Genomic DNA, 14,214 nt, shown 5'->3' with positions numbered 1-14,214 from the left:
TCCCTTGACGGGAATAATCTTCAAATCTGGTGGGGCGTACCCCGATCACTTCTGACCGGAGTACTTTGCCTGGATTTCCTGCGCCACGTTCGACGGAACCGGCGAGTAGTGGTCGAACGTCATCGAGTACTGAGCGCGACCCTGCGACATGGAGCGCAGGTTGTCGACGTACTTGAACATGTTCGCGAGCGGAACATGCGCGTTGATGACGATGGTGATACCACGGCTTTCCTGGCCTTGGATCTGACCACGACGGGAGTTCAGGTCGCCGATAACGTCGCCGACATAGTCTTCCGGCGTTACGACTTCGACCTTCATCATCGGCTCGAGAAGCTGTGCACCAGCCTTCTTGGCTGCTTCACGGAAGCAGGCACGCGATGCGATTTCGAAGGCGAGAACCGACGAGTCGACGTCGTGGAATGCACCGTCGATCAGCGTCGCCTTGACGCCGAGCATCGGGAAGCCAGCGAGCGGACCGGAAGACAGAACGCTTTCGATACCCTTCTGAACGCCCGGGATGTATTCCTTCGGAACAGCACCACCGACGATCTTGGATTCGAACTTGAAGTCTTCGCCTTCAGGGTTCGGTTCGAAGATGATCTTGACGCGCGCGAACTGACCGGTACCACCGGACTGCTTCTTGTGCGTGTAGTCTTCTTCGTGCTGACGCGTGATCGTTTCGCGATAGGCAACCTGCGGCGCGCCGACGGTTGCTTCAACCTTGAACTCGCGACGCATACGGTCAACGAGAATGTCGAGGTGAAGTTCGCCCATGCCCGCGATGATCGTCTGACCGGACTCTTCGTCGGTCTTGACGCGGAACGAAGGATCTTCAGCAGCCAGACGGTTGAGCGCAAGGCCCATCTTTTCCTGGTCGCCCTTGGTCTTCGGCTCGATCGCGATCTGGATGACCGGCTCGGGGAATTCCATGCGCTCGAGGATAACCGGCTTCAGCGGATCGCAGAGCGTATCGCCAGTGGTGGTTTCCTTGAGGCCGGCCAGAGCAACGATGTCGCCTGCAAAGGCTTCTTCGATGTCTTCACGCGAGTTGGAGTGCATCTGCAGCATACGGCCGACGCGCTCGCGCTTGTCCTTGACCGTGTTGATGACAGACGTACCCTTTTCGAGCTTGCCCGAGTAGATGCGCGCAAACGTCAGCGAACCGACGAAGGGGTCGTTCATGATCTTGAACGCGAGCATGGAAAGCGGCTCGCTGTCGTCAGCATGACGCTCGATCTCGGCTTCGGTCTTGAAGTCGATGCCCTTGATCGCAGGAATGTCCAGCGGCGAAGGCAGGTAGTCAACGACGGCGTCGAGAAGCGGCTGAACGCCCTTGTTCTTGAACGCGGTACCGCAGAACATCGGGTGGAACTTCACGTCGATGGTGCCGCGGCGAACCAGTGCACGGATCTGTTCGTTGTCGGGCATGATGCCGTTCAGGTAGTTTTCCATCGCTTCTTCGTCGATCTCGACAACGGTCTCGATCAGCTTTTCGCGATATTCGTCAGCCTTGGCCTTCATGTCATCGGGAATTTCGACGACGTCCCACTGAGCGCCGAGCGATTCGTCGCGCCAGATGAGTGCGTTCATCTCGATCAGGTCGATAACGCCCTTGAACTCGGTCTCAGCGCCGATCGGCAGCTGCATGACGACGGCAATGGCGCCGAGACGGGTCTTGATCATTTCTACCGAGCGGTAGAAGTCAGCACCGGTCTTGTCCATCTTGTTGCAGAAGATCATGCGCGGAACATGATACTTCTCAGCCTGGCGCCAGACGGTTTCCGTCTGCGGCTCCACACCGGCGTTGGCGTCGAGCAGCGCGATGGCGCCGTCGAGAACGCGCAGCGAACGCTCGACTTCAATGGTGAAGTCAACGTGGCCGGGGGTGTCGATGATGTTGAAACGGCGCATCTTGCCGTCACGGCCCTTCCAGAAGGTCGTGGTCGCAGCAGACGTGATGGTGATACCACGCTCCTGCTCCTGCTCCATCCAGTCCATCGTGGCAGCGCCATCATGGACTTCGCCGATCTTGTGCGACTTACCGGTGTAATAAAGGATACGCTCGGTGGTCGTCGTCTTGCCGGCGTCGATATGCGCCATGATACCGAAATTGCGGTAGTCTTCGATTTTATATTCGCGAGCCATAATGGACTGCCTTTCGATATGCGACCGGTTAAGATTACCAGCGGTAATGCGAGAATGCGCGGTTGGCGTCAGCCATCTTGTGCGTGTCTTCGCGCTTCTTGACAGCCGAACCACGGTTGTTCGCAGCGTCCATGAGTTCGCCGGAAAGGCGATCGACCATGGTCGTTTCGTTGCGCTTGCGCGCAGCGGTGATCAGCCAGCGGATGGCCAGAGCCTGACGGCGCTCGGGGCGAACGTCGACCGGAACCTGATACGTAGCACCACCAACGCGGCGCGAACGCACTTCAACATGCGGAGCAACGTTGTCGAGGGCGGAATGGAACACGCCGAGCGGCTCCTGCTTCGTCTTGCCCTGAACGACGTCGAACGCGCCGTAAACGATGCTTTCTGCGACCGACTTCTTGCCGTGAAGCATGATGGCGTTCATGAACTTGGTAACGATCAGATCGCCGAACTTCGGATCCGGGTTGATCTCACGCTTTTCTGCACTATGGCGACGGGACATATTCTTTGTCTCTCAATGTTATTGACGCTTTACCACGCGGAGAACCTCGCGCAGCGCCGGAATTTGTTTAAACCGAATTACTTCGGACGCTTCGCACCGTACTTGGAGCGGCGCTGCTTGCGGTTCTTGACGCCCTGGGTATCGAGAACACCGCGAATGATGTGGTAACGCACACCCGGCAAGTCCTTTACGCGGCCGCCGCGGATCATGACCACGGAGTGTTCCTGAAGGTTGTGACCTTCGCCCGGAATGTAGCCGATGACTTCAAAGCCGTTGGTGAGGCGGATCTTGGCAACCTTACGCAGAGCCGAGTTCGGCTTCTTCGGGGTCGTCGTGTAAACGCGGGTGCAAACACCACGCTTCTGCGGGTTTTCCTGAAGAGCAGGAACCTTGTTGCGCTTTACCTGTGCCTGGCGGGGCTTACGGATCAGCTGGTTTACGGTAGGCATATAACCATCCCTTGCAAAAACTACTTTAGCCACCCGAACGGGTGGCGGCTATGCCGTTGCCGGCGACGACGCACGTATATATCCTCATGCGCAAAACGTGGCCCGATCCGTTTTCACGGATGGACCACCAAGAGCAGAGGACACCTCAACGAGGCGTCTTGCATGCAACATTCGTGTCTTCTACGTGCAATGGAGTCTTGTTTGAGATGATGTTCGGAAAAAAGGTTTCCGAACGGCCAGCACCCACAGAGGCTCCGATGGCGGGCGTACTACTGTTTTAGCCAGCTTTCGTCAAGGCCGAATCCGCATTTTGCGCCCGCGCCCGCGGCCACAAAGCCCGCAGGCGGGCCATTTCGCCCTCCTTCTAACAGAAGTCACCATCGGCAACAGCGATTTTGCGCTCCGGCCTTTGGCTTTTCATAAAATCCGTCTATTGATTCCCTCAAGCGGCCAGACTTGGCCCGCCACGCGCAAGACCCGCTCCGGTCGACCCGCGAACATAGCAACGACAGATCAAGGAACCGCGTCATGAGCACCCTCCCCGACAACGACAATGGACGCGACGAGCCGATGGTCTTCATCGTCATCGGCAAGGCTTACGAGACCGATAACTCCGAAGGCATCGACATCCACGTCATCCTTCGCGCCCCGGACGACGACACCGCCGTGCGTGAAACGCTGAACGCGCTTTCCGAGGAAGGCTTCATCGAGGCCGACCTCGACCAGATCGGCATGCTGACCGAAATCCCCGATGAAGAGCCGCACGCTTCCGCCTATCAGGGCGCACTGGAAGGCGAAGTGGCCATCATCCGCTTCGCCTGAGGCGCGGCAATGGTGGTGAGACGCATCGTCACCAACATCGCGACACCCGACCCTGAACGGGCGGGTGTCTTTTATGGCGACATTCTCGGCATGACCATCGCCATGGATCACGGCTGGATCGTGACCTATGCAAGCCCGGTTGAGACACCTGCCCAGATCAGCTTTGCCCGCGAAGGCGGCTCCGGCACGGCGGTCCCCGACATCTCCATCGAGGTCGACAATTTCGACGAGGTTCACGCCCGCATAGTTGAAGCCGGACTGCCGGTCGAATACGGCCCGGCCACCGAAACATGGGGCGTGCGCCGCCTGTTCCTGCGCGATCCCTTTGGCAGACTGATCAACATATTAAGTCACTTATAGATTATATACTTTAAGTTCAGTAGTATTATTTCATTTCTGTTGAACAACGCGAATATATTGGCGTAAAACAATCCTGACATGAATCTCCGGTGGCAGGTTGGATCATATATCTTCGGCAGACATCATCGATGACATTTACGAAGCGGCGCTTTTTCCCGACCGCTGGGCGAAAGTCATCGCCACAATCGGTCAACAGCTGGATTTCTGGGGCGGCGCCCTTACCTGGGGCAAGGGAGAGGAAGAAGCCTGGCTTTTCACGCCCAATTTCCAGGAATTGATGCAGGCCTTCATGGAGGGCGGCTGGAATCATCGCAATGACCGCCTCACCCGCGCAATCCGCGAGGGACAATTTTCCTTCGTGCATGATTTTGATGTTTTTACCCATGATGAATGGGCCGGGCTGCCGATCGTGCGTGACTTCCTGATGCCGCGCGGACTGGGCTATGGTGTGGCGACCCAGGTCGCTCCACCCGATCATCCGGAAATGACGGTGATTTTCGAACGCAAGCTCGACAGCGGCATCATTGGCCCGGAGACGATGGCGGCTCTCGGCGGGCTGAGACCGCATATCGCCCGCAGCCTCACGCTGGCGACCCGGCTGCAGCGTCAGAAAGCCGATGCGATGACGCTTGGCCTCAACGCCATCGGCGCGCCGGCGGCAGTGCTTCAGGCAAGCGGACGCCTTCTCTCCGCCAATGACCTGTTTCTTTCACTTCAGAAATGTATCTCTACCCGCACCCGTGACAGGATTCTGATTTCCGATGAAAGGGTCAACCGGCTGCTTTACAATGCACTTGCCGGACATAGCGTCGGCTCCTTCCCCCTGCCGACCGAAGACAGGGCATGCATACTGCACGTCATACCGCTACGTAAGGACGCACTGGACCTTTCCCCGAACGGCTCGGCCATCGTATTGATATCCCAGCCCTCAGACACGGTCTTCGACGCCACGCCGCTGCTGAAGGGGCTTTATGACCTCACCAAGGGCGAAGCCCGTGTTGCGCTGGAAATCATGAAGGGGCTTTCCCTTCCCGCCGTGGCAAAGCAATTGCGGATTTCCCACGAAACGGTGCGCAGCAACGCCAAGTCGATCTATGCCAAAACCGGCAGTACCGGCCAGACCGATCTCGTCCGCCGCCTCTCCGTTCTGACGCGCTACACCATCGGCGGACAGGGCTGAGAACACGCCGACACTGATGATCTGAAAGATCGGATCAGCTCTCCCACCCGCCAAACAAAAAACGCCCGGATTGCTCCGGGCGTTTTACTGAATTTTGGCGGGGCTCCGTAAAGCCCCTGCCCCAAGCTTATTCGGCGGCCGGAACCTGATCCGTCATGTCCTGCAGCATCTGGTTCGCAGAACCTGCACCCGTACCCTTGCGGCGTTCCTCGAGAATGAGGTCGTCGCGCGAGGTGGCGATGCGGCGGATCTGCGTCATGGTGCCGCCAGTACCGGCCGGGATGAGACGGCCGACGATGACGTTTTCCTTGAGGCCCTGCAGCGTGTCCGTCTTGCCGGCAATCGCAGCTTCCGTGAGAACCTTGGTGGTTTCCTGGAAGGATGCGGCCGAGATGAAGGACGGCGTCTGCAGCGAAGCCTTGGTGATGCCGAGCAGAACAGGATCGCCGTAAGCCGGCTTCTTGCCCTCCTCGATCAGGCGGTCGTTCATGTCGTCCAGCTCGATACGGTCGACATTGTCGCCAACGATGTACTGGCTGTCGCCGGCATCGGTGATTTCGACCTTCTGCAGCATCTGGCGAACGATCACTTCGATGTGCTTGTCGTTGATCACAACGCCCTGCAGTCGGTAGACTTCCTGGATTTCGTTCACGAGGTAGGAAGCCAGAGCCTCCACGCCCTTGATTGCCAGAATGTCGTGCGGCGCCGGGTTGCCGTCGAGAATGTATTCACCCTTCTCGATGTAGTCGCCTTCCTGAAGATGGAAGGGCTTGCCCTTCGGGATCAGGTATTCGACCGGCTCGACGCCGTCTTCCGCAGGCTCGATCATCACGCGACGCTTGTTCTTGTAGTCGCGACCCAGGCGGATCGTACCGTCGATCTCGGCGATGACGGCGTGATCCTTCGGACGACGTGCTTCGAACAGTTCGGCAACGCGCGGCAGACCACCGGTGATGTCCTTCGTCTTGGCGCTTTCCAGCGGCGAACGTGCAAGCACGTCACCCTGGAAGACCTTCGAACCCGGCTCGACCGACAGGATGGCGTCCACGGACAGCTGGAAGCGGGCTTCGCCACCACGGGCAAGCTTCGCAACAGCGCCGGAAGCGTCCTTGATGACGATCGCGGGCTTGAGGTCCGAACCGCGCGGCGTCGAACGCCAGTCGATAACCTGACGCTTGGTGATGCCGGTGGATTCGTCGGTGGCTTCCAGAACGGAAAGACCGTCGACGAGGTCCTCGAAGTGAACGGTACCTTCCACTTCCGTCATCATCGGACGGGTGTAGGGGTCCCACTCTGCCAGACGCTGGCCACGCTTTACCTTGTCGCCGTCGTCCACGAAGATCTTCGAACCATAGGCAACGCGCTGCGAAGACCGCTCCTGGCCGCGCTCATCGAGAATGGTGACGGCCATGTTACGGCCCATCGCGATGAGAGTGCCTTCGGAGTTGCGCAGAATGTTGCGGTTCTTGATCGCAATCGTGCCCTCGTAAGAGGCTTCGAGGAACGACTGGTCGACCACGTTCGCCGTACCGCCAAGGTGGAAGGTACGCATGGTGAGCTGCGTGCCCGGTTCACCGATCGACTGTGCGGCGATGACGCCAACGGCTTCGCCCATGTTGACAGGCGTACCGCGTGCAAGGTCACGACCGTAGCAGACGCCGCAGACGCCAACCTGCACTTCACAGGTCAGAGCCGAGCGGATGCGCACGGACTGGATGCCCGCCTTTTCGATGACGGCCACATCGGCCTCATCGATGAGCGTGCCGGCCTTGACGAGGTTTTCGCCGGAAACCGGATGATCGATATCATCAAGAGCCGTACGGCCGAGGATACGCGCGCCGAGCGAGGCAACGACCTGACCGGCATCGACGATGGCGGTCATGGTGAGGCCCTTGTCGGTGCCGCAATCGGTGGAAACGACGATGCAATCCTGCGCGACGTCGACGAGACGACGGGTAAGGTAACCCGAGTTCGCCGTCTTCAGGGCGGTGTCTGCCAGACCCTTACGGGCACCGTGGGTCGAGTTGAAGTACTCGTTAACGGTCAGGCCTTCCTTGAAGTTCGAGATGATCGGCGTCTCGATGATTTCACCCGACGGCTTCGCCATCAGGCCGCGCATGCCGCCCAGCTGACGCATCTGGTTCGGAGAACCACGGGCGCCCGAGTGGGACATCATGTAGATGGAGTTCATCGGCTTCTGGCGGCCCGTTTCCGGATCGAACTCGACAGCCTTGATGCGTGCCATCATTTCTTCGGCGACCTTTTCGGTTGCCTTGCCCCAGGCGTCGACAACCTTGTTGTACTTTTCGCCCTGGGTGATGAGACCATCATTGTACTGCTGTTCGTATTCCTTCACCAAGGCTTCGGTGTCGCCAACGATCTTCACCTTGCTGTCCGGAATGACCATGTCGTCCTTGCCGAACGAAATGCCGGCGCGGCAGGCGTGGCTGAAGCCGAGCTGCATGATGCGGTCGCAGAAGATGACCGTGTCTTTCTGGCCGCAATGACGGTAGACCGTGTCGATCATCTTGGAGATGTTCTTCTTGGTCATTTCCTGGTTGCAGACGTCGAAAGGCACGTTGACGTTCTTCGGCAGAAGTTCGCCAATCAGCATACGGCCAGGGGTCGTTTCATGGATCTTCGAAACCGGCTTGCCATCGGCATCCACGGTCTTGAAGCGGCCGCGGATCTTGGCATGCAGCGTCACGACCTTGTTTTCAAGCGCGTGATGCAGCTCACCGATATCCGAGAAGGCCATGCCTTCGCCCGGCTCGTTCTGGTTCATGATCGACAGGTAATAGAGGCCGAGAACCATGTCCTGCGACGGAACGATGATCGGATGACCGTTCGCCGGATGCAGGATGTTGTTGGTCGACATCATCAGCACGCGTGCTTCCAGCTGGGCTTCCAGCGAAAGCGGCACGTGGACAGCCATCTGGTCACCGTCGAAGTCGGCGTTGAAGGCCGTGCAGACGAGCGGGTGCAGCTGGATGGCCTTGCCTTCGACCAGCATGGGTTCGAAAGCCTGGATACCCAGACGGTGCAGCGTCGGTGCGCGGTTCAGAAGAACCGGATGCTCGCGGATGACCTCGTCGAGGATATCCCAGACCTCAGGCTTTTCCTTTTCAACCAGCTTCTTGGCCTGCTTGACGGTCGAGGAGTAACCCTTGGCGTCGAGGCGGGCGTAGATGAACGGCTTGAACAGTTCGAGCGCCATCTTCTTCGGCAGGCCGCACTGGTGCAGCTTCAGTTCCGGACCGGTCACGATGACCGAACGACCGGAATAGTCGACGCGCTTGCCGAGAAGGTTCTGGCGGAAGCGGCCCTGCTTGCCCTTGAGCATGTCGGAGAGCGACTTCAGCGGGCGCTTGTTGGCACCCGTGATGACGCGACCGCGACGGCCGTTATCGAACAGCGCATCGACGGATTCCTGCAACATACGCTTTTCGTTGCGGATGATGATGCCAGGTGCGCGAAGCTCGATCAGGCGCTTCAGACGGTTGTTACGGTTGATGACGCGGCGATAGAGATCGTTAAGGTCGGACGTCGCGAAACGGCCGCCATCCAGCGGAACCAGCGGACGCAGGTCCGGCGGAATGACCGGAACGACCTTCATGATCATCCATTCAGGACGGTTGCCCGACTCCATGAAGTTCTCGACGATCTTCAGGCGCTTCATCAGCTTCTTCTGCTTGAGATCAGACGTGGTCTCAGCAAGTTCGGCACGCAGGTCGCCGGCGATCTTTTCGAGGTTCATCGAAGCCAGCATCTCGTAGATGGCTTCAGCGCCGATCATGGCGGTGAACTGGTCTTCGCCGAACTCGTCGACGGCGATCATGTACTCTTCTTCGGACAGAAGCTGGTTCTGCTTCAGCGAAGTGAGGCCAGGCTCGGTGACGATGTAGTTCTCGAAATAAAGAACGCGTTCGACATCCTTCAGCGTCATGTCGAGCAGGGTCGAGATACGCGAGGGAAGCGACTTCAGGAACCAGATGTGGGCAACCGGCGCTGCGAGCTCGATATGGCCCATGCGCTCACGGCGAACGCGCGACAGCGTGACTTCGACGCCGCACTTTTCGCAGATGATGCCCTTGTACTTCATGCGCTTGTACTTGCCGCACAGGCACTCGTAGTCCTTGATCGGTCCGAAGATACGCGCGCAGAAAAGGCCGTCGCGTTCCGGCTTGAACGTACGGTAGTTGATGGTTTCCGGCTTCTTGATCTCGCCGTAGGACCACGACAGGATTTTTTCCGGCGAAGCAATCGAAATCCGGATGGAATCGAAATGCTGCGCAGGCACCTGAGGATTGAAAAGATTCATGACCTCTTGGTTCATGCCTTGTCTCCTTGAGAGGCTAGCTGCTGCCCCTGTTTGCATCCGGACCGGTTTCTTCCCGGGTCGCCGTCCAGAGCTTTAAATACGGATTAACCGCACAATGCGGCGAAAGTGTCCCACGCCAGCCGGGCTGACGGGAAACCGGCAGGCGCCCGGAAGGCGCCCGCCTCTCTCATTTTTATTCCGCCGCGTCGGGCAGCTGGTCTTCTGGCTGGTTCTCGATCTTCGAGTTTTCCAGCTCAACCGAAAGACCGAGCGACCGCATTTCCTTGACGAGAACGTTGAAGCTCTCCGGAATACCGGCCTCGAAGGTATCGTCGCCACGGACGATCGCTTCGTAGACCTTGGTGCGGCCGGCCACGTCGTCCGACTTGACGGTCAGCATTTCCTGCAGCGTGTAGGCCGCGCCGTATGCTTCCAGAGCCCAGACTTCCATTTCCCCGAAGCGCTGTCCGCCGAACTGCGCCTTGCCGCCCAGCGGCTGCTGGGTAACGAGCGAGTAAGGACCGATCGAGCGAGCGTGGATCTTGTCGTCAACAAGGTGGTTCAGCTTGATCATGTACATGTAGCCGACGGTGACCTTGCGGTCGAACGGCTCACCGGTACGACCGTCATAAAGGACGGACTGACCGGATTCATGCAGACCTGCCTTCTTCAGCATCGCTGCGACGTCGGGCTCATGCGCACCGTCGAAGACCGGGGTCGCGATGGAAACACCGCGCTTGGCTTCTTCGGCAAGCTTCACCAGCGAGTCGTCGTCGAAACGCTGAACCTCGTCATTGGCTTCAGACGCGTAGATTTCCGTCAGCTCGCTGCGAAGCTCGCTGATGTCCATCGTCTTGCGATACTCTTCGAGCATCTCGCCGATCTTCTTGCCCATGCCTGCGCATGCCCATGCGAGGTGGGTTTCGAGGATCTGGCCGACGTTCATGCGCGAAGGCACGCCGAGCGGGTTCAAGCAGATGTCGACATGCGTGCCGTCCTCGAGGAACGGCATGTCCTCGACCGGAACGATACGCGAGACGACGCCCTTGTTACCGTGACGGCCGGCCATCTTGTCGCCCGGCTGGATCTTGCGCTTAACAGCAACGAAGACCTTGACCATCTTCATGACGCCCGGAGGCATTTCGTCGCCGCGCTGGACCTTTTCGACCTTGTCCATGAAGCGCTGTTCAAGGCGCGACTTGGACTCGTCGTACTGGCCACGAAGCGCTTCGAGTTCGGACTGGGCCTTCTCGTCTTCGACAGCGAACATCCACCACTGCGAGCGCGGATATTCGGAGACGACGGCGTTGGAAAGCTCGACGCCCTTCTTGAAGCCCTTCGGACCGGCGATGGAAACGTGGCCACGCAGCATGTCGATCAGGCGGCCGTAGACGTTACGGTCAAGAATTGCCTGTTCGTCGTCGCGGTCCTTCGCTAAGCGCTCGATCTCTTCGCGCTCGATAGCCATCGCGCGCTCGTCCTTCTCCACACCGTGACGGTTGAAGACGCGGACTTCGACGACCGTACCGAACGTGCCCGGAGGCATGCGCATGGATGTGTCGCGAACGTCGGAAGCCTTTTCACCGAAGATGGCGCGCAGAAGCTTTTCTTCCGGCGTCATCGGGCTTTCGCCCTTCGGCGTGATCTTGCCGACGAGGATATCGCCCGGCTGAACTTCCGCACCGATGTAAACGATACCGGCTTCGTCGAGGTTCTTCAGCGCTTCTTCCGAAACGTTCGGAATGTCGCGCGTGATTTCTTCCGGACCAAGCTTCGTGTCGCGCGCCATCACTTCGAATTCTTCGATGTGGATGGAGGTGAACACGTCGTCGGAAACGATACGTTCCGACATCAGGATCGAGTCTTCGTAGTTGTAGCCGTTCCAGGGCATGAACGCGACGAGCGCGTTACGGCCAAGCGCCAGATCGCCGAGGTCGGTCGACGGACCGTCCGCGATGATGTCGCCCTTGGAGATGGCGTCACCGACGGAGACCAGCGGACGCTGGTTGACGCAGGTGTTCTGGTTCGAACGCTGGAACTTCTGCAGACGGTAGATATCGACGCCCGACTTGCCGGCATCGAGGTCTTCCGTAGCGCGGATAACGATACGCGTCGCATCCACCTGGTCGACCACACCGCCGCGGCGAGCCGCGATGGCAGCGCCGGAGTCGCGAGCAACAACCGGTTCCATGCCCGTGCCGACGAACGGCGCTTCCGCCCGCAGAAGCGGAACGGCCTGACGCTGCATGTTCGAGCCCATGAGAGCGCGGTTGGCGTCGTCGTTTTCCAGGAACGGAATGAGAGCCGCTGCGACCGAAACGAGCTGCTTCGGCGAAACGTCCATCAGGTTGATGTTGTCGCGCGGTGCGAGCATGACTTCGCCCGAGTGACGGCAAACAACGAACTCTTCAACGAAGGCGCCTTCGCCATCAAGTTCGGCATTGGCCTGTGCGACGTAGTACTTGGCCTCTTCCATGGCGGAGAGGTAGATCACGTCGGTCGTCACCTTGCCGTCGGTGATCTTGCGGTACGGGCTTTCGATGAAGCCGTACTTGTTCACACGGGCAAAGGTTGCAAGCGAGTTGATCAGACCGATGTTCGGGCCTTCAGGCGTTTCGATCGGGCAAATACGGCCATAATGGGTCGGGTGAACGTCACGGACTTCAAAGCCGGCGCGCTCACGGGTCAGACCACCCGGTCCAAGAGCCGAAAGACGACGCTTGTGGGTGATTTCCGAAAGCGGGTTCACCTGGTCCATGAACTGCGACAGCTGCGAGGAACCGAAGAATTCGCGAACCGCGGCAGCTGCCGGCTTCGCATTGATCAGGTCCTGCGGCATCACGGTGTCGATTTCGATCGAGGACATACGTTCCTTGATCGCACGTTCCATGCGCAGAAGGCCCAGACGATACTGGTTTTCCATCAGCTCGCCGACAGAACGAACACGGCGGTTGCCGAGGTTGTCGATGTCGTCGATTTCGCCCTTGCCGTCGCGCAGTTCGACCAGCATCTTGACGACCGCGAGGATGTCTTCCTTGCGCAGCGTGCGCACGGTGTCTTCCGCGTCGAGGTCGAGACGCATGTTCATCTTCACGCGGCCAACAGCCGAGAGATCGTAACGTTCAGCATCGAAGAACAGCGAGTTGAACATCGCTTCCGCCGAATCCATGGTCGGCGGCTCACCCGGACGCATGACGCGGTAGATGTCGAACAGGGCTTCCTGACGGTTCTCGTTCTTGTCCGCAGACAGCGTGTTGCGGATATAGGCGCCAACATTGACGTGGTCGATGTTGAGGACCGGAATCTCGTCAAAGCCGGACTGCAGGATGATGCCGAGCGTCTTCTCGTCGATTTCGTCGCCGGCTTCGAGATAGATTTCACCCGTCTCGTAGTTGACGATGTCTTCGGCCAGATAGTTGCCGTACAGGTCCTCGTCGGTCGCCTTCAGCGCCTTGAGGCCCTTTTCGGAGAGCTGGCGGATGAGGCGCGGGGTCAGCTTCTTGCCACCCTCGACAACGACTTCGCCGGTATCGGCGTCGATCATGTCGGTGATGACCTTGGCATTCTTCAGCGTCTCAGGCTGGAACGGAATGCGCCAGCCATCGCCGGAGCGCTCGTAGGAAGCCTTGGTGTAGAAGGTCGACAGGATTTCTTCACCATCCATGCCAAGCGCCATCAGGAGCGAGGTCACGGGCAGCTTGCGGCGACGGTCGATACGCGCATAGACGATGTCCTTGGCGTCGAACTCGATGTCGAGCCAGGAACCGCGATACGGGATGACGCGGGCAGCGAACAAAAGTTTGCCGGAAGAATGGCTCTTGCCCTTGTCGTGATCGAAGAACACGCCCGGCGAACGGTGCATCTGCGAAACGATGACGCGCTCGGTGCCGTTGACGATGAACGTGCCGTTATTGGTCATGAGCGGCATGTCGCCCATGTAGACGGACTGTTCCTTGATGTCCTTGATGGACTTCGCGCCTGTATCCTCGTCAATATCGAACACGATGAGGCGCAGCGTCACTTTCAGCGGCGCTGCATAGGTCAGATCGCGCTGACGGCATTCCTCGACGTCGAACTTCGGCGCTTCGAATTCGTAAGATACGAATTCGAGCATGGATGCGCCCGAAAAATCGGTGATCGGGAATACGGATTTGAATACGGCATTCAATCCCTCGTCGGGACGGCCACCCTTGGGCTCGTCAACCATGAGAAACTGGTCATACGAAGCCTTCTGAACCTCGATGAGGTTCGGCATTTCCGCTACTTCTGGAATTTTGCCGAAAAACTTGCGTACGCGCCTGCGACCGTTAAACGAAAGGGTCTGAGCCATCGTCGCTCCTTTAAAATTGCATCCGGGCCTGCAACGGACGGGAACCGATGGCCAGTCGACCCCGTCAAGCAATGGGTATCATCAATCTCGTTCCACATCCCG

Annotated in this window: 8 protein-coding genes; 3 read left to right on the top strand and 5 right to left on the bottom strand. The window is 58.8% G+C overall.

The window, feature by feature from the left end; translation table 11 throughout:
* Positions 1-45: 45 nt before the first annotated feature.
* From fusA to rpsL, 3 genes are all read right to left on the bottom strand, one after another.
* A complete protein-coding gene (gene fusA / locus M0412_RS03035; RefSeq protein ID WP_052817949.1) occupies positions 46-2,145 on the bottom strand; it encodes an elongation factor G in 2,100 nt (699 codons plus the stop codon).
* 34 nt (positions 2,146-2,179) lie between these two features.
* Positions 2,180-2,650: a 30S ribosomal protein S7 gene (gene rpsG, locus M0412_RS03030; protein ID WP_046798164.1), complete on the bottom strand. Its 471-nt coding sequence runs from the start codon at positions 2,648-2,650 to the stop codon at positions 2,180-2,182.
* Between the two features lie 77 nt (positions 2,651-2,727).
* The gene (gene rpsL, locus M0412_RS03025) at positions 2,728-3,099 is read right to left on the bottom strand and encodes a 30S ribosomal protein S12 (RefSeq protein WP_003507760.1); all 372 of its coding nucleotides are present in this window, start codon (positions 3,097-3,099) and stop codon (positions 2,728-2,730) included.
* 528 nt (positions 3,100-3,627) lie between these two features.
* Here rpsL and M0412_RS03020 point away from each other — a divergent pair.
* From M0412_RS03020 to M0412_RS03010, 3 genes are all read left to right on the top strand, one after another.
* Complete coding sequence (locus tag M0412_RS03020; RefSeq protein ID WP_003523731.1) at positions 3,628-3,921, top strand: hypothetical protein; 294 nt, start codon at positions 3,628-3,630, stop codon at positions 3,919-3,921.
* 9 nt (positions 3,922-3,930) lie between these two features.
* Positions 3,931-4,281, top strand: coding sequence for a VOC family protein (locus M0412_RS03015; protein ID WP_269704011.1), 351 nt, complete (start codon positions 3,931-3,933; stop codon positions 4,279-4,281).
* A 97-nt stretch (positions 4,282-4,378) separates the two neighbouring features.
* The gene (locus M0412_RS03010) at positions 4,379-5,461 is read left to right on the top strand and encodes a helix-turn-helix transcriptional regulator (RefSeq protein ID WP_269704009.1); all 1,083 of its coding nucleotides are present in this window, start codon (positions 4,379-4,381) and stop codon (positions 5,459-5,461) included.
* A 127-nt stretch (positions 5,462-5,588) separates the two neighbouring features.
* On the opposite strand, the gene rpoC is transcribed toward M0412_RS03010, so the two are convergent.
* Both rpoC and rpoB read right to left on the bottom strand, forming a co-directional pair.
* Entirely contained in the window at positions 5,589-9,797 is a 4,209-nt protein-coding gene (gene rpoC / locus M0412_RS03005; RefSeq protein WP_269704007.1) for a DNA-directed RNA polymerase subunit beta', read from the bottom strand.
* A gap of 178 nt (positions 9,798-9,975) precedes the next feature.
* A complete protein-coding gene (rpoB, locus tag M0412_RS03000; RefSeq protein ID WP_142840176.1) occupies positions 9,976-14,112 on the bottom strand; it encodes a DNA-directed RNA polymerase subunit beta in 4,137 nt (1,378 codons plus the stop codon).
* Between the last annotated feature and the right edge of the window lie 102 nt (positions 14,113-14,214).

The sequence above is a fragment of the Agrobacterium sp. O3.4 genome (genome assembly GCF_041414895.1).
GTDB classification, from domain to species: Bacteria; Pseudomonadota; Alphaproteobacteria; order Rhizobiales; family Rhizobiaceae; genus Agrobacterium; species Agrobacterium cucumeris.
This window is presented reverse-complemented; position numbering and strand designations above follow the sequence as displayed.

Bases quoted from the DNA above. Each gene is read 5' to 3' on its own strand.
- rpoB (WP_142840176.1), bottom strand. From the start codon at position 14,112: ATGGCTCAGACCCTTTCGTTTAACGGTCGCAGGCGCGTACGCAAGTTT.
- M0412_RS03015 (WP_269704011.1), top strand. From the start codon at position 3,931: ATGGTGGTGAGACGCATCGTCACCAACATCGCGACACCCGACCCTGAA.
- rpsG (WP_046798164.1), bottom strand. From the start codon at position 2,650: ATGTCCCGTCGCCATAGTGCAGAAAAGCGTGAGATCAACCCGGATCCG.
- M0412_RS03020 (WP_003523731.1), top strand. From the start codon at position 3,628: ATGAGCACCCTCCCCGACAACGACAATGGACGCGACGAGCCGATGGTC.
- fusA (WP_052817949.1), bottom strand. From the start codon at position 2,145: ATGGCTCGCGAATATAAAATCGAAGACTACCGCAATTTCGGTATCATG.
- rpsL (WP_003507760.1), bottom strand. From the start codon at position 3,099: ATGCCTACCGTAAACCAGCTGATCCGTAAGCCCCGCCAGGCACAGGTA.
- rpoC (WP_269704007.1), bottom strand. From the start codon at position 9,797: ATGAACCAAGAGGTCATGAATCTTTTCAATCCTCAGGTGCCTGCGCAG.